This is a genomic window from Methylosinus sp. shoA (assembly GCF_059718125.1).
In genome coordinates this window covers 2,973,048-2,988,732 of sequence record NZ_AP046091.1, presented here as the reverse complement: position 1 = coordinate 2,988,732, position 15,685 = coordinate 2,973,048, and the positions used below count along the sequence as shown (strand labels likewise).

Annotated in this window: 14 protein-coding genes; 7 read left to right on the top strand and 7 right to left on the bottom strand. The window is 67.5% G+C overall.

Annotated elements, in window-relative coordinates; translation table 11 throughout:
* Positions 1-94 precede the first annotated feature (94 nt).
* Together trpD and AC6IW9_RS13580 are read right to left on the bottom strand one after the other, a co-directional pair.
* A complete protein-coding gene (gene trpD, locus AC6IW9_RS13585; RefSeq protein WP_497764325.1) occupies positions 95-1,126 on the bottom strand; it encodes an anthranilate phosphoribosyltransferase in 1,032 nt (343 codons plus the stop codon).
* A gap of 142 nt (positions 1,127-1,268) precedes the next feature.
* Positions 1,269-1,880 (bottom strand): anthranilate synthase component II, encoded by a 612-nt coding sequence (locus tag AC6IW9_RS13580; protein ID WP_497764324.1) that lies wholly within the window; start codon positions 1,878-1,880, stop codon positions 1,269-1,271.
* Between the two features lie 256 nt (positions 1,881-2,136).
* Between AC6IW9_RS13580 and dctA the strand changes: the two genes are divergently transcribed.
* From dctA to ruvC, 6 genes are all read left to right on the top strand, one after another.
* Entirely contained in the window at positions 2,137-3,447 is a 1,311-nt protein-coding gene (gene dctA / locus AC6IW9_RS13575) for a C4-dicarboxylate transporter DctA (RefSeq protein WP_497764323.1), read from the top strand.
* 11 nt (positions 3,448-3,458) lie between these two features.
* On the top strand, positions 3,459-3,659 hold the full coding sequence (locus AC6IW9_RS13570; RefSeq protein WP_497772523.1) for a DUF1192 family protein: 201 nt from the start codon (positions 3,459-3,461) through the stop codon (positions 3,657-3,659).
* Between the two features lie 96 nt (positions 3,660-3,755).
* On the top strand, positions 3,756-4,127 hold the full coding sequence (locus tag AC6IW9_RS13565; protein WP_497764321.1) for a copper resistance CopC family protein: 372 nt from the start codon (positions 3,756-3,758) through the stop codon (positions 4,125-4,127).
* Between the two features lie 4 nt (positions 4,128-4,131).
* Positions 4,132-5,754 carry a CopD family protein gene (locus AC6IW9_RS13560; RefSeq protein WP_497764320.1) on the top strand — a complete coding sequence of 541 codons (1,623 nt, stop codon included), beginning with the start codon at positions 4,132-4,134 and terminating at the stop codon, positions 5,752-5,754.
* Positions 5,755-5,855: 101 nt separating this feature from the next.
* Positions 5,856-6,434 (top strand): beta-class carbonic anhydrase, encoded by a 579-nt coding sequence (locus AC6IW9_RS13555; protein WP_497764318.1) that lies wholly within the window; start codon positions 5,856-5,858, stop codon positions 6,432-6,434.
* Positions 6,435-6,531: 97 nt separating this feature from the next.
* A complete protein-coding gene (ruvC, locus tag AC6IW9_RS13550; RefSeq protein ID WP_497764316.1) occupies positions 6,532-7,053 on the top strand; it encodes a crossover junction endodeoxyribonuclease RuvC in 522 nt (173 codons plus the stop codon).
* 10 nt (positions 7,054-7,063) lie between these two features.
* Here ruvC and AC6IW9_RS13545 read toward each other — a convergent pair whose 3' ends face one another.
* Positions 7,064-7,264, bottom strand: coding sequence for a hypothetical protein (locus tag AC6IW9_RS13545; RefSeq protein WP_497764315.1), 201 nt, complete (start codon positions 7,262-7,264; stop codon positions 7,064-7,066).
* A gap of 112 nt (positions 7,265-7,376) precedes the next feature.
* On the opposite strand from AC6IW9_RS13545, the gene AC6IW9_RS13540 reads away from it, so the two are divergent.
* A complete protein-coding gene (locus AC6IW9_RS13540) occupies positions 7,377-8,774 on the top strand; it encodes a DHA2 family efflux MFS transporter permease subunit (RefSeq protein WP_497764313.1) in 1,398 nt (465 codons plus the stop codon).
* Positions 8,775-8,784: 10 nt separating this feature from the next.
* On the opposite strand, the gene AC6IW9_RS13535 is transcribed toward AC6IW9_RS13540, so the two are convergent.
* The 4 genes from AC6IW9_RS13535 to AC6IW9_RS13520 all read right to left on the bottom strand — a co-directional run bounded on the left by AC6IW9_RS13535 (position 8,785) and on the right by AC6IW9_RS13520 (position 15,591).
* Positions 8,785-10,989 carry a TonB-dependent siderophore receptor gene (locus tag AC6IW9_RS13535; RefSeq protein WP_497764312.1) on the bottom strand — a complete coding sequence of 735 codons (2,205 nt, stop codon included), beginning with the start codon at positions 10,987-10,989 and terminating at the stop codon, positions 8,785-8,787.
* A 133-nt stretch (positions 10,990-11,122) separates the two neighbouring features.
* Positions 11,123-12,643 (bottom strand): nitrogenase component 1, encoded by a 1,521-nt coding sequence (locus tag AC6IW9_RS13530; RefSeq protein WP_497764311.1) that lies wholly within the window; start codon positions 12,641-12,643, stop codon positions 11,123-11,125.
* A 150-nt stretch (positions 12,644-12,793) separates the two neighbouring features.
* A complete protein-coding gene (locus AC6IW9_RS13525; protein ID WP_497764309.1) occupies positions 12,794-13,501 on the bottom strand; it encodes an RlmE family RNA methyltransferase in 708 nt (235 codons plus the stop codon).
* Positions 13,498-15,591, bottom strand: coding sequence for an ABC transporter ATP-binding protein/permease (locus AC6IW9_RS13520; RefSeq protein WP_497764308.1), 2,094 nt, complete (start codon positions 15,589-15,591; stop codon positions 13,498-13,500). Before AC6IW9_RS13520 ends, AC6IW9_RS13525 begins: the two co-directional genes overlap by 4 nt.
* Between the last annotated feature and the right edge of the window lie 94 nt (positions 15,592-15,685).

Genomic DNA, 15,685 nt, shown 5'->3' with positions numbered 1-15,685 from the left:
ACAGTGGAACCGCGCGCGCTTCTCTGAACGAGATTAGCATGAAAATACCGCGCTTCGCCTGTTTTCGACAGGCGCGGCGGCGCGCCGCAGGGCGTTACGGCGCCGCGGGCTCCGGCCGATTCGAGACGCCGACGAGCGCGGCGAGCTTTTCCCTCGCCGCGCCTTCGTCCAGCGCCCGCGCCGCCAGCGCGGCGCCCTCGCGCAGGTCGGCGGCTGCGCCCGCCACGATCAGCGCGGCCGCGGCGTTGAGCACCGCAATGTCGCGATAGGCGTTCCGTTCGCCCGCGAGCACGGTCCGCAGCGCGCGGGCGTTATGAGCAGGATCGCCGCCGACGAGATCCGTCGCCTCGGCGCGCTCGAGGCCGGCGTCCTCCGGCGCGACGGAAAAGGAGCGAAGCCGGCCGTCCTCCAGCGCCACGACATGAGAAAGGCCGGCGGTCGTCAGTTCGTCGAGCCCGTCGCTCCCATGGACGAGCCAGGCGCGGCGCGCGCCGAGCTCGGCGAGCGCTCGGGCCAGCGGCTCGAGCAATTCCTTCGAATAGACCCCGATCAGCTGGCGCTCGACGCGGGCCGGATTGCACAAGGGGCCGAGCAGGTTGAAGATCGTGCGCAGGCGCAGCTCGCTGCGCGCGGACGCGGCGTGGCGCAGCGCGGGATGATGAGTCGGCGCGGCCATGAAGCAGAGGCCCGTCTCGGCGAGGCACAGCGCCGCATGGGCGGGCGAAACGCCGACGCGCACGCCGAGCTCGGCCAGAACATCCGTCGCGCCGGAACGCGAGGAGGCGGCGCGGCCGCCATGCTTGGCGACGCGCAGGCCGCAGCCGGCGACGATCAGCGCGGCCAAGGTCGAGACATTATAAGTGCCGGCGCCGTCGCCGCCCGTTCCGACGATGTCGATGGCGTCCGCGGCGCCCTCGACCGGCGCCATGGCCGCGCGCATGGCCTCCGCCCCGCCGATGATCTCCTCGACGCTCTCGCCGCGCAGCCTCAGCCCCATCAGAAAGGCGCCGAGCTGGGCCTGCGTCGCGCCGCCCTCCAGAATGACCGAGACCGCCGCACGCGCCTCCTCGCGCGGCAACGTCGCGCCGGCGGCGATGGTCGCGAGGAAGGGCGCCAAATCGGTCATTCGCGCCCGACGCCCTCATCCTGAGGAGCGCCCGCAGGGCGCGTCTCGAAGGATGTTCCAGAGGGCGCGCGGCGTCCCCCCCTTCGAGATGCGCGCTTCGCGCGCTCCTCAGGGTGAGGGGACTGTTTAATGGACAGGGCCATCACGCCACTTTCGCGCGGCGGCGGGTCTCGTTCCACTCCTGCGCGAGATCGAGGAAATTGCCGAGAATCTTGTGGCCGTGCTCGGATGTGATGCTTTCGGGATGGAACTGCACGCCATGCACCGGCGCGCTCTCGTGCGAGAGGCCCATGACGAGCCCGTCCGGCGTCTCGGCGGTGACGCGCAGACAGGAAGGCAGGGTCTCGCGCGCGACGATCAGCGAGTGATAGCGCGTCGCCAGGAACGGCCCTTCGATGCCCCGGAAAATGGTCTCGCCCCCGTGCAGGATCGTCGCCATTTTGCCGTGGACGGGCAGCGGCGCGCGGACGACGTCGCCGCCGAAGGAGAGGCCGATCGACTGATGGCCGAGGCAGACGCCGAAGATCGGCACGTCGGCCCAGGCGGCGGCTATCAGGTCGAGACAGACGCCGGCTTCCTTGGGCGTGCAGGGGCCGGGGGAGAGCACGATGGCGTCCGGCCCCGCCGCCAGCACCGCGTCGGCCGAGATCGCATCGTTACGCCAGACCGTCACCTCGGCCCCGAGCGACCCGAAATAATGCACGAGGTTGAAGGTGAAGCTGTCGTAATTGTCGATGAGCGTGACTTTGGCCATTCCTGTGGTCCATTCGTGGCGCCGGAGACGTTGTCGGCCGTTCGCGCGGCGGAGTCAATTCACGCAGGGCGGATCGGATGAAGGTTTCCGCATGCTTCGAGACGGCTCCTCCGGAGCCTCCTCGGCATGAGAAACCTTCATCCGATCACCCCTGGAGGATCCTGTCGACAAAGCGGAGCTGCGCGCCGCGCGCCCGTCATTGCCTCGCCCGCCGCCGCGGTCTAGGAACGAGCGAGCCACGATCGAGGACCCTCCTGTGACCACGGCCGCGACGCCCGTGCGCAAGCCGCTTCATCGCCTCCTCTATGTCCAGGTGCTGGCCGCCATTCTCGCCGGCGCGGCGCTCGGCGCGCTCGCGCCGGAGATCGCCGCGAGCCCCTGGGTCGAGGCGCTCGGCAAGGGCTTCGTCAAGCTCATCAAAATGGTGATCGCGCCGATCGTCTTCTGCACCGTCGTCTCCGGCGTCGCCCATATCGAGAGCGCCGCCAAGGTCGGGCGTGTCGGAGTCAAGGCGCTCGTCTATTTCGAGGCGGTCTCGACCCTGGCGCTGGCGCTCGGCCTCCTGGTCGGCAATCTCGTCCGGCCGGGGGCGGGCTTTGCCGGCAAGGCCGACGAAGGCGCGATCGCCAAATATCTCCAGCCCGGGGCGCAGAAGACCGGCGTCGATTTCGTTCTCGACATCATTCCCGAGAGCGTCGTCGGCGCCTTCGCCAAGGGCGACATCCTCGAAGTGCTGCTGTTCTCGGTCCTGTTCGGCTTCGCGCTGCTCGCCATGGGCGAGCGCGGCCGGGCGCTGCGCGCGGTGGTCGACGATCTCGGCCACGCCATGTTCGGCGTCATCGCTTTGGTGATGAAGGCGGCGCCGATCGGCGCTTTCGGCGCCATGGCCTATACGGTCGGCAAATATGGGACGCAGTCGCTCGTCAATCTCGCCTGGCTCGTCGGCTCCTTCTATCTGACGGCCGTTCTCTTCATCGTGTTCGGCCTCGGCCTCGTCGCCCGATTCGTCGGCTTCGACATCCTTCGCTTTCTCGCCTACATCCGCGACGAATTGCTGATCGTGCTCGGCACGTCGTCCTCGGAGAGCGCGCTTCCGCAGCTGATGGAGAAGCTCGAGCGCTTGGGATGCTCGAAGTCCGTGGTCGGCCTCGTCGTGCCGACCGGCTATTCCTTCAATCTCGACGGCACCAATATCTATATGACGCTGGCGAGCCTGTTCATCGCCCAGGCGCTGGGGGTGGAGCTCGGCGCCGGCCAGCAGGCGACGATACTCGTGGTGGCCATGCTCACCTCGAAAGGCGCTTCGGGCGTCACCGGAGCGGGCTTCATCACGCTCGGCGCGACACTCTCCGCCATCGACCCGCGCCTCGCGCCGGGCATGGCCCTGGTGCTCGGCGTCGACAAATTCATGAGCGAGTGTCGGGCGCTCACCAATATTTGCGGCAATGGCGTCGCGGCCATCGTCGTCGCCTGGTGGGAGGGCGAGCTCGATCGGGGAAAGCTCGCGGCCGGCCTCGCGCGGCGAATCGATCCGAGCGACGTCGAGACGGCGATCACCACGGAGTGAAGGGGAAAGCGATGGAGGAGGACGACCGTCCGCGCGGCCCGCAGGACAAGGACGCTGCGTCACATCGTCTCGGCCAGCCGCTCGACGCCCTCTCTCTGGCCGAGTTCGACGAGCGCATCGCGCTGCTGCGGGCCGAAATCGAGCGGCTGGAGCGAGCCCGGGCCGCCAAGGCCGCCTCGCTCGCCGCCGCCGAGGGCCTGTTCAAGAAATAAGCGCGTCGTTCTCCGCTCCGGCGCCCGCAAAAAAGCCGAGCACTGGCCGGCTCGGCGCGCTATTGTCCCCGCGGCCGAAACAGCGGGGAAGGGGGCATGCGGTCTTGTCGGGATTTCGCCCTGGCGATCGGGGCGATCGCCTTCTGGACGTCGTTCGCGGCCTCGCCTTCGCAGGCGCATGCGGTCCTCTCTGATTCGACGCCCCGCGAGGCGCAGCTCGTCACGAGCCCCGACGTGCCCATAGAGCTGCGCTTCAATTGCCGTATCGACGCGAAGCGTTCACGCGTGCTGGTGATCGGGCCGGATCTGCGCAGCGCTGTCCTGCCTCTCGTCGAGGCCGCCGCGCCCGATGCCGTCAGAGCCCATCTCGGCGATCTGCAGCAGGGCGTCTATCAGCTGCATTGGCAGGTGCTCAGCATCGACGGTCATATCACGCGCGGCGATATCTCCTTCCGCGTCCTGCGCTGACCGCATGCAGCAATTCATCGAGATCTACGGGTTTCTCGGCGTGCTGCTGCGCGGCGCGATCTCGGTCGCGCAATCGTTGGCGGCAGGCGGCGTCGGCTTTCTGCTGTTGGTTGCGGCAGGGCTCGGCCCGGGGGGCGCGCCGACCGCCGCGAGCGTCAGGAAGATCGTGTTCTGGAGCACGCTCGCGCTCGTCGGCCTCGTCGCGCTCGACGCCTCCGCTCTGTCGCTGATGCTGATCACGACTCTAGAGCTCGATCCGTATTCGGCGATGACCGCCGACGCCGTGAGGGCGGACGCGCTTGCGCTCGGGCCGGCGCTCGTCCTGGCGGCCGCCAGCCGCCTCACCCCTTCGCGCGGGCTTCTCCTCGCGGCGGCCCTGGCGCTGCTCGGCGCGCGGCTCGGAACCACTCATGCGGTCAGCCGGGTCGAGAGTCCGCCATGGCTCGCTCTCGCCGAGCTCGCGCATCTTTCCGGCGCGGCTCTGTGGATCGGCGGCATTCCTTATTTTCTCCTGGCGCTCGCCCGCGCGCCGGACGCCGAGGCGCAGGCGATCGTCGGACGGCTGTTCTCGCGCGTCTCCATGGCCGGCGCCGCCCTCTTGCTCGGCGGCGGGCTCGCCATGTCCGGCGTCTACATCGGCTCGCTCGAAGCCTTCTACGGCCTCGCCTATGGCGTGATGGTCGGCGCGAAAGGCGCGCTGCTCGCCGGGCTCTTGACGCTCGGCGCGTTCAATTTCTTCGCCGTCCGGCGCCTCCGCGGGAGGGGCGCCGGCCCGCTCCTGCGGCTGCGCCGTTTCGCCGAAGCGGAGATCGGCCTCGGGCTCACCGCCATTTTCGCAGCGGCGTCGCTGTCCTCGCTGCCGCCCGCCGTGGATCAGCCGCGCGGTCGCGTGAGCTTTTCCGAGATCGTCGAGCGGCTGACGCCGCAATGGCCGATCCGGCTGGAGAGCCCGGACCATTCGACCCTGTCGGTCGCGCGGCCGGCGCCGGACCCGGCCGCGCTGCCGGCCGAGGCCCCGTCCGTCGTCGCTGCGGTCGCCGCCGCCCCGCGCAACGCCGAGGATATTGCCTGGTCGGAATACAACCACCACATCGCCGGCCTGTTCGTTCTGGCGATGGGCTTTCTGGCGCTCATGGAACACTGGCCGCGCGCGGCGCCGGCGGCGCGCCACTGGCCGCTGCTGATGCTCGGCCTCGCGGGCTTCCTCTTCTTGCGCGCCGACGAAGCGGTATGGCCGCTCGGCGAGCTCGGACTCATCGAGAGCCTGCGCGATCCCGAAATCGCCCAGCATCGCGTCTTTCTCGCCCTCGTCGTGGCCTTCGGCCTATTCGAATGGCGCGTGCGCACGAAGAAAGTCGCGGCCGCCTGGGCGCCCCTGGCCTTCCCGCTCATCACCGGGCTCGGCGGCGCGCTGCTGCTCGCCCATTCGCACGGGCTGGTCGATATGAAGCAGGAGTTCCTGATCGAGATCACCCATACGCCGCTGGCGCTGGTCGGCGTGGCGTCGGCCGCGGCGCGCTGGCTGGAGATCCGCCTGCCGGATCGCGCCGGGCGGATCGCGGGCCTCCTCTGGCCCGTCGGCTTCATGCTCGCCGGACTGATGCTGCTCGTCTACCGCGAAGCCTGATGAATGAATTTCATGATCCCATGAAAAGTACGCATTTACCCCCCTCGAGCCCGGGCCGTAAAAAATCCCGGCGGGGCGGTCGCGCCCGAGGGGAGGACGAAATGACGATTCTTCAGGAAGTATTGGCGGCGAACGCGACTTACGTCGCCGGCTTCGGCGACAAGGGCAAGCTCGCGCTGCCGCCGGCGCGGCGCTTCGCCATTCTGACCTGCATGGACGCGCGCCTCGATCCGGCCAAATACGCCGGCCTCTCCGAGGGCGACGCCCATGTGATCCGCAACGCCGGCGGCCGCGCTTCCGACGACGCCATCCGCTCGCTGGTGATCTCGCACAAGCTGCTCGGCACACTCGAATGGTTCGTGATCCATCACACCAATTGCGGCATGGAGCTGTTCAGCGACGAGATGATGGCGGATCTTCTCGACGACAGTCTCGAGACCGCCGCCTTCGACGGCGCGAGCTGGTCCAATCCCAAGCATGGCGGCGGCTGCGCGGCGGGCCATTTCGTCAAATGGCACACGATCAAATCGCAGGAGGAGAGCGTGCTGCAGGATGTGAAGCGCATTCGCGAGCATCCGCTCGTTCCGGCCGATATTCCGATCTACGGCTATATCTATGACGTGGCCACGGGCCGCCTGATCGAGGTCCCGAAAGCGAGTGAGGCCGGCCGGGCCCACTGAGCGCCTCGGACGCACCCCCCTTCTCCCCGCGAGCGGCGCCTGTGGGAGAAGGGAGCGCAAATCTTCCAGATTGCGCGCGTTGCGCTAACCTGCCGGAATGACGGACGAGACGATTCGCATTCTCGGCATCGACCCGGGCCTCCGCAACACGGGCTGGGGAATCGTCGAGGCGTCGCGCGGGTCGCGGCTCGCCTTCGTCGCTTGCGGCCGCCTGCGCTCCGAAGCCGACGCCTCCATGGCCGAACGGCTCGCGCAATTGCAGCGCGGGCTCGCCGCCGTCATCGAGGCGCATGCCCCGCATGAGGCGGCGATCGAGGAGACTTTCGTCAATCGCGATCCTCAATCGGCGCTGAAGCTCGGACAGGCGCGCGGCGTCGCGCTCGCCGCCCCGGCGCTCGCCGGAATCGAGGTCGCCGAATATGCCGCCAATCTGGTCAAGAAAACCGTGGTCGGCAACGGCCATGCCGACAAGGCGCAGATCGCCATGATGGTGCGCGTGCTGCTGCCGGCGAGCCGGGTGGAAAGTCCCGACGCTGCCGACGCGCTCGCCGTCGCTATCTGCCACGCCCAGCACCGCGCGAGCCGCGCCGCGGCGCGGTCGCTGCAGATGCGCGCCTGAAGGCGCGCGATCAGAAAAGGACGGCGCGCCGAGCGCCGCGATCTCCGCCCGGACAGCCGCCCGCCCAAAGACGCACGATCGTCATGGGTGTGGTGAAGGGGACGGAAAGGCCCATATAGCCCGTGCCGGTCACCGGACCGTCGACGAGATGCACCTCTTCGGCCACGCTCTTCAGCCGGTTCGTCGGCTCGTAAGCCGCCAGGCAATTCATCTTTGGCCTCGCAATGGCGCGTTTCGACAATGCGCACGGGATAGGCATATAGAAACAGTTTCGGGAAGCTCCTCCCGAGCGCCCGGTCGTTTCACTCACGTCACGAGGTCCGTTGCCTTCCTTCGCTGTCACGCCGCTCATCGTCGCCACGGCGCTGTTCATGGAGAATCTCGACGGCACCGTGCTGTCGACGGCCCTGCCCGCCATGGCGGCCGATCTCCATGAGGATCCGGTCGCGCTGAAGTTCGCGCTCACCTCCTATCTGCTCTCGCTCGCCGTGTTCATCCCCGTCTCGGGCTGGGTCGCCGACCGCCATGGCGCGCGGCGCGTGTTTCGTGCGGCGATCATCGTCTTCACTTTCGGCTCCATTCTCTGCGGCCTGTCGACCTCGCTCGCCGGCGTCGTCCTGTCGCGAGTCGTGCAGGGGCTCGGCGGCGCGATGATGACGCCTGTCGGGCGGCTCGTGCTGCTGCGCGTCGCCCCGCGCGAGCAGCTGGTGCGGGCGCTCGCCTATCTCACCGTGCCGGCGCTGATCGGGCCGATGATCGGGCCGCCGCTCGGCGGCTTCATCGCTACTTATTTCCACTGGCGTTACATCTTCTGGATCAATGTGCCGATCGGCCTTCTCGGCGTGCTGCTGGTCACGCGCTTCATTCCCGATCTGCGCGAGGAGCAGGTGTGGCCGCTAGATGTGAAGGGCTTTCTGCTGTCGGGCTTCGGCCTCTCCAGCCTCGTTTTCGGACTGAGCGTCGCCGGGCCCGGCTTCGTCGCGCCTCCCTTCGTCGCGGCGTTGATCGGCGGGGGCGCGCTCGCGCTCATGCTCTATGTGCGCCATGCGCGGCGGGAGCCCTATCCCATCATCGATCTGTCGCTGCTGCGCGTGCCGACCTTTCGTGCGGCGGTGGCGGGCGGCTTCGTGTTCCGCACGGGGCTCGGCGCCGTTCCCTTTCTGCTGCCCTTGATGCTGCAGACGGGCTTCGGCCTCTCGGCCTTTCAATCCGGCTCGCTGACCTTCGTCGCCGCCATCGGCGCCATGGCGATGAAGACGACCGCACAGCCGATCTTGAATCGCTTCGGTTTTCGCCGGATCTTGATCGTCAATGCGCTGATCTCGGCCTTCTTCTTCTGCGTCAACGCCTTTTTCACGCCGGCGACGCCGCATTGGGCGATCATGATGATCCTGCTCGTCGGCGGTTTCTTCCGCTCGCTCGAATTCACCGCGCTCAACGCCATCGGCTACGCCGACATCGACCAGCATGCGATCAGCCGGGCGACGAGCTTCGCCTCGGCGGGACAGCAATTGTCTTTGTCGGCGGGAGTGTCGCTCGGCGCCGCGGCGCTCGAAGGAGCTCGGGCGCTGCATGGCGGCGGAGAGCTGCAATATGCGGATTTCGAGCCGGCCTTTCTGATCGTCGCGGCGGTGTCGGCCGCCTCGATCCTGTTCTTCCTGCCCCTCGCCGCGACGGCGGGCGAGGGATTGACCAGCAAAGCCGACGCGGCGGAAGCCTGACGCCCATTCATCAGAAGCGCGCGGCGATCGAGAAGGAGATCGACCGCGGCGTTCCGACGAAACGCGACGACATCCAATAGCTGTGGTCGGTGAGATTGGTGACGTTGAAGCGCGCGGTGATCGGCGTGTCGAAGAGCTTCGTCTCGTAGCGCAGGCCGAGATCGGCGATCGTGTAGTCGGGCAGAAATTCGGTGTTCTCCGCATTGGCCGCGAAAGAACCATAGTGCTGCACGCCGCCGGTGAGCGTCAGGCCGGGAAGGAAGGGCGGCGCATATTCGGCATAGAGCTTCGCCATTCGGCTCGAGACATTGATCGGCCGCAGCCCCGTGAGCGTCGGTTCATTGGTCACTCTCGGATCGAGGAAGGTGAAGCCGCCATAGATCGTCACATCCTCGGTCACCTTGCCGCTCGCAGACGCTTCGACGCCCTGGTGCCGCTCGCGGCCGGCGGAGCGGAACAAACTGGTCGTCGCATCGACGTAGGAATAGGCTCTGTCGATGTCGAAGAAGGCGAGCGTCGCCAGCACGCCGCCGAGGCTCGCCTTGGCGCCAATCTCATATTGCTGCGCGAGCTGCGGAGGAAGCGTCTTGCCCGCATTGGCCGCATAGGAGGGCGCGCTGTCGCCGGGCTCCAGTCCCTGGACGTAGCTCGCATAAGCCGAGAGCCAGGGCGTGAGCTTGACGAGCCCCGAGACGCTCGGCGTCAGGCGGCCCTCGTCATAGGCGGAGGAGAAGGTTCTCGGCGTCCCTACCGGCGGCAGATAGGAATAGTTCGTCGTCTGGATCATCGCATAGGTGGCGCCGCCGATGACGCTCACCGGGCCGAAGTCGAGCTGATCGCCGAGCACGACATTCTGATTGCTGCGCGTGAAATAAAGCGACGACGGCCGCGCGCCGACCGTGAAGTCGGGCTTCGGTCCGTAATAGGGGGCGCGGAAGGAGAACGAGCCCGACACGCCCGGAAAGGCGCCCGCATCCTCGGGCAACACCGATTCGTAGCGCTGCGCGAAATAGCCGCCCGTCACCTTGTGCCGCACCGGCCCCGTGTCGAAATCCGCATCCGCGAAGGCGTAGCCCGAGAGCGTCGTGAGCGAGCCCGCGGCGTCCGCGACGACGCCCTGCGTGTAGGTCCCGTCGGTGGCGAATACATTATTGTTGATGCTCACATCCGACTGGCGGCCGTCGATGTAGAGGAAACCGACGCGCGTCGTCAGCACGTCGTTCGGCTTCCAGGTGAGCTTGGTCTGCACGCCGGTCTGTTCATTGGCGTAATAGCCCCAGGGCTCGCTCCAGCTCCGCCGCGCGGCCGGCGCGGGAGCATGCCGCGCGCCCCCGCCGACGAACCAGAAGGGATCGGGCGACGCGACGCGATAATAGCTGTGAAAGGCGTTGACCTGCGCCAGCACCTCGGGCGTAGCGCGCCAGTCGAGCGCGACGCTCTGATAATTGCGCTCGATGCGCTGCGACGAGACGGCCGTGTCGCCGATCTGGCCGACGATGTTGACGCGATAGCCGAAGCGTCCCTCCTTGTCGATCGGTCCGCCGAAATCGGCATGGCCATAAGCCGCGCCGCCGCTCGAGGGGCCGATCCCCTGGCCGCCGAGCGTCAATTGCGCGAAGGGCGTGGCGGTCGGTCGCTTGACGACGAAATTCACCATGCCAGCCGGATCGGTCGCGCCATAGAGGAAGCCGGAAAGACCACGGACGACCTCGACCCGCTCCAATCCTTCGACGTCGACAACAGCCGTGTTCCACATGCGCATATTGTCGAGCGTCGTCGTTCCCGTCACGAAGCCTCTGACCACGACAGAGTAGGGATTGCCGCGATTGATCGGGAAATTATTCTGCGTGAACGGATCGAGACGGAACACGTCGTCCGTCGAGCGCGCCTGCGCGTTCTCGAGGAGTTCGCGCGAGACGACGCCGATCGAATAGGGCGTCTCGAGGACGGATTTGGAGCCGAGCGGACCGACATTCGCCAGATGATCGGCGCGATAGCCTTTCGAGGCGGTCGCGTCGGATTGCAGCGCCGCGGCGACGCCGAGCGCCATCGCGGCGGCGGGCGGCGACGCCACGTCGATGGGCGGCAGCAGCGTCGCCTCTTCGGCGCGCGCCCCGCCGATCGCGCCGAACAGGGCGAGCGCGGAAACGGAGGCGAGCGAAAGGCGACGGTCCTTCGCGCGAGGCGTCGGTGGCAGGACGAATTGGTCGATCATGGTGGACCTCGTTTTCTCGGCGCGGAACGCGCTTTCAGTCGGGTGAAAAAAGACGAGTCGCCGCGTCGGGCGCCGACGCGTCGCGCCGCCTCGTGGGTTCGGTCATGGAAGCGAGCGGAAGATGTCGGAGCGGCTATCCGCTCGGGCGCCAAGGCGGTTGCGGCAGCTTCCGCCAGGGCGCGTTCACGGCCCGATCGAGCGCCGCGGCGAAGCAGGCGAAGCCGTCATAGGCCCAGAAGGCGTTGCCGTGCCGATCGGCGAGCGGTCCGAGGGACAATGCGCCGCGTCCCTGCTTGCGCGCGTCATATTCGTCATGGTCGCGACGAAGCACGATGTCGGGCTTCGCATCGGCGAGATAAGCCTCGATGGCTCGCTCGCTGGGATTATGCGGATCGCAGACGAGACGCGGCACGCGGCGGGCGACCGTCTTGCCGGGCCAGCCCGAGACGTCGCCGATGCGCAGGCCGAGCAGCCGATAAGGCTCGAGCTGCTCGCTCGTCATGGGATGGAAATGCACCATCAGCCTGCCTTCGAGGCGCGGCTTGTATCGAGCGATCGTCGCCTCGACCTTCTCTCGATTTCGCGCGATGACGCGCTCGGCGCGCGCGCGGACGCCGCCGTCGAAGCGCGCGGCGATGGCGCGCAGCGAGGCGTCGGTCGCCGACGGACTCGCGAAACAGGCGCTCGCCGCCGGAATGTCGAACCATCGCCGCAGCAGCCAGGCGAAGCCGCCCGGCGCTGGCTCGTGCGGCGCGTCGAGGCTCTCGGCGAAGCAGACGACGAGCCGGCACTGCCCGATGCGCGCCATGTCGCTCGTCGACGAACCCGTGATCTCATGCACGGGATCGAGGCCGATCTCGTGCAGCAGCTTCGACACGATCCACACCAGACCCGCCGCGTCGCGGTAGAAGGGCAGCGCCACCTCATTGCGTCGCGCTCTCGGCTTCAGAAGGGCCGCCGCCGCCTTCAAGCCCGCCGCCGTCTCGCGCACCCAGGGCGACCATTCGCGAGCGCTCTCGCAGGACATCGTCGTGATCAGCGCTCCGCGCTCCTTCTGCTTGGCCTTGGCGATCCCCTTGGCGTTGCTGTCGAGCAGGACGAGGGGATCCTCGTTGAGCACGGCGACGCCCCGAGCCAAGGGAAACAGCGCGAACAGCTCATCGAGCGCGGCGGCGAGGCGGGCGTCGCCGCCGTCGTCCAAATCGTCGATGCGCAGATCGGTGCAAGCGTGCAAAGAGGTGAAGCTCTCGACGCCTTGCTCGAATCCGGGCGCATCGAGGCGCGCCGCCTGCGTGAACAGGCCGCAGCCGATCGGCCCGTGCGCGAGCTGCGCCATGTCGAGATTGCCGCCCCAGCCCGCATTGCTCTCGGAGAAGAAGGAGCCCGCGCAGTCGCTGATCTTCCCTGCGTCGGGATAATCCCTGGCGGCCCGCGCGACGCGCGGCTCGGCGGAGGTCTTCGCGGCGGCGCTCTCGGGTCCGCGGCTCGCCTTCGGCTTTCGTCCGCGCGCGTCCTTCCGATAATCCGCCGGGGTCGAATCGCGCTCGCCGGCGCCGAGCGGGTCGCGAGCGAGAGGGGGGATGCCGGCGATCCCTTTGGCGGTTCCGCTCCGCCAGCGGATCGGCCGTTCTGGAAGGTATGGATTGCGCGCCATCGCGCCCCCCGCGTTCATATAGCAAGATTACATAACGTCAGCACGGCCGGGGCAGTCAAGAAATTTTTATTTGTTATCAAGACCCTAGAGTTTTGTCTGGTTTCAGACAATTTTGTTGGAGGTTTCGGACCCAGCTCTGCGAAAGCCGCCTTATTCCCGGCGCGCGCCGCCGCGAAAGCCTGTCGCCAGCACATAGAGCTCGGCCGAATCGGAGCGGCTCGCCGCGGGCTTCACATGCCGCACCTGGACGAAATCGCGCTTGAGCTCCGCGAGCAACCGATGCTCCGTGCCGCCCTGCAACACTTTGGCGACGAAGAAGCCGCCGGGCGCCAGCGCCTCGCGCGCGAAATCGGCGGCGAGTTCGGCGAGCGCAACGATCTTCAAATGGTCGGTCTGCTTGTGCCCGGTGGCGTTGGCCGCCATGTCGGACATCACGCCGTCGACGGGCCCCCCGAGCATCGCCTTTATGCGCTCCGGCGCATCGGCGTCGTTGAAATCCATCACGGTGAATTCGACGCCCGGAACCGGCTCCATCTCGAGCAGGTCGATTCCGACGACCCTGCCCTTCCCGTCGGCCGATTTGATCCGGCGCGCGGCGATCTGCGACCAGCCGCCGGGCGCGGCGCCGAGATCGGCGATGCGCTGGCCGGGCTTGAACAGATGGAAGCGCTCGTCCATCTCGATGAGCTTATAAGCGGCGCGCGATCGGTAGCCGTCGCGCTTGGCCATGGCGACGTATGGATCGTTGAGCTGGCGTTCGAGCCAGAGCGTCGAGGACAGCGAGCGCTTTCTCGCCGTCTTCACACGCGTCTTCAGCGAGCGGCCGCCTTCCCGCCCCGATGCGCCGGATTTGGTCACGCCGGAACCGCCTCGCGCGGCGCGAAGACGCCCCCATCGGTCGGCTCCATGTCGATGTGGCGGCGGTGGAAGGCGAGCAGGCTCGAGCGATGGCCGATCGAGACGATCGTCGTCGCCGGGAGGCGCTCCGCCAGCATCGTGTAGATTTCGCTCTCGAGCTTCTCGTCGAGCGCCGAAGTCGCCTCGTCCAGGAACAGCCAGTCGGGCTTTGCGAGCAGCGCCCGCGCGATGGCGACGCGCTGCTGCTCGCCGCCCGAGAGACGCTGGCCCCAATTGGCCTCCTCCTCGAGATGGGCGACGAAACCCGGCAAACGCGCGGCCTCCAGCGCCTCGGCGATCTCGTGGCGCGAAAACGCCTCCGGCTCGGCGGGATAAGCGACGGCGCGGGCGAGCGAGCCGATCGGCACATAGGGCCGCTGCGGCAGCAGCATCACTGTCGCGCCGGCGGGAATGGCGATGCGCCCCTCGCAATAGGGCCAGACGCCCGCGACGGCGCGGAACAACGTCGATTTGCCGGAGCCCGAGGGACCGGTGAGCAGCACCGATTCGCCCGGCGCCAGATCGACGCCTTTCGCCTCCACGATGCGGCGGCCGTCGGGAAGCGCCAGCACGACGTCGAGTGCGATGTCGCGCCGCTCGGCGCGCACGGCCGGCTGCGCGGCGATCAGCTCCTCGGCGCGATCCGCCGCGGCGTCGAAGGAGGCGAGCCGGTCGAGCACCGACTTATAGTTGGACAGCGAGACGTAATAATCGATGAAGAAGGCGAGAGCGCCTTCGACATCGGCGAAGGCGTCGGCGGCCTGGCGCATCACGCCGAGCTTGATCTTTCCGGCGAAGAAGAAGGGCGCCGTGAGGACGAAAGGAATGATGATCGACAATTGGCTATAGGTCGCGGTGAAGGCGGCGAGCTTCTTGCGCAGATTCATGATCGCATAGAAATTGGTGACGATCGCAGCGAATCTGCGTCCGAGCGAGGCGCGCTCGGCGCCCTCGCCGCCGAGCAGCGCGATCTGCTCGGTGTATTCGCGTAGCCGCGCCAGCGAGAAACGGAAATCGGCTTCGCGGCGCTGCTTCTCGAACAAGAGCGTCGTCAGCGGACGGCCGATGAGATGCGTCGTCACCGTGCCGAAGGTCGCGTAGAACAGCGCGCACCAGAACAGGAAGCCGGGAACGGCGAGGTCGGTTCCCGGAAAAGTGAAGGCGGTCGATATGTCCCAGAGGACGATCGAGTAGGAGACGAGCGAGCTGACCTTGGAGATCAGCAGGATCGAATAGGAGTAGATGCCGAGGCCGGAATCGCCGCCGTCGATGAAGCGGTTCACATCCTCGGCGATGCGCTGGTCGGGGTTGTCCGCGGCGCTTCCGGCGAGCGCCATGGCGTAGTGCCGGCGTCCGCCGAGCCAGCGTCCGATATAATGGCGGGTGAGCCATTCGCGCCAGCGGATGATCAGCAGCGACTGCACGACATATTCGAGCACGGCGGAGAAGACGAAGGTGAACGCCCACGGCGTGAATCCGTACAGGAACAGGCGCCAGAACTCGGCCCCGTTCATCTCCTGCAAGGCGGTGTAATAATCGCGGCGGATGAAGGAGAGCCGCACCGATATGCCGACCTGCGCCTGATTGATGAGGACCAGAGCGACGATCATGGCTATGGCGATCGCCGGCTCGCGCAGGCGAAAGGCGGGAACGCGCCAGAGCCGCAGCTCGGCGCGGTCGTCGGCGTCGAAATAGAGGTCGGCGATGCGCGTCATCTCGCGCACGACCGGAATATGCGAAACCGCATAGACGAGGATGGAGAAGACGGCGACGGTCAGCGCGAAACTGTCCGGCAGGGCGTAATCGGCGAGCGAGGCCGGCCACAGGCCCTCGACATCGAGCAGGCGCGCCACGCCGAACACGACCGTCTCTGTGGAGAAGATCGCAGCGAAAATCTTCAGGAAGCTCGACATCGCCGCGCTGCGCCAAGTGGTATAGGCGCAGACCGCAGCGCCGCCGGCGAGCAGGAACAGATCGGCGCCGCCGCGGTGAAGCCCGGCGGCGATCGCCAGAAGCGCGAGGACGGCGACGGCCGCGCCCAGTCTCTGCATGTCGTTTCCCCTGAACAGATCATAGTGGCCGAAGCCTCGGCCACGCGTCGCATCAAGCTCGAGATTGCGCCATTCGAGTGGCGCGCCCGCGCGT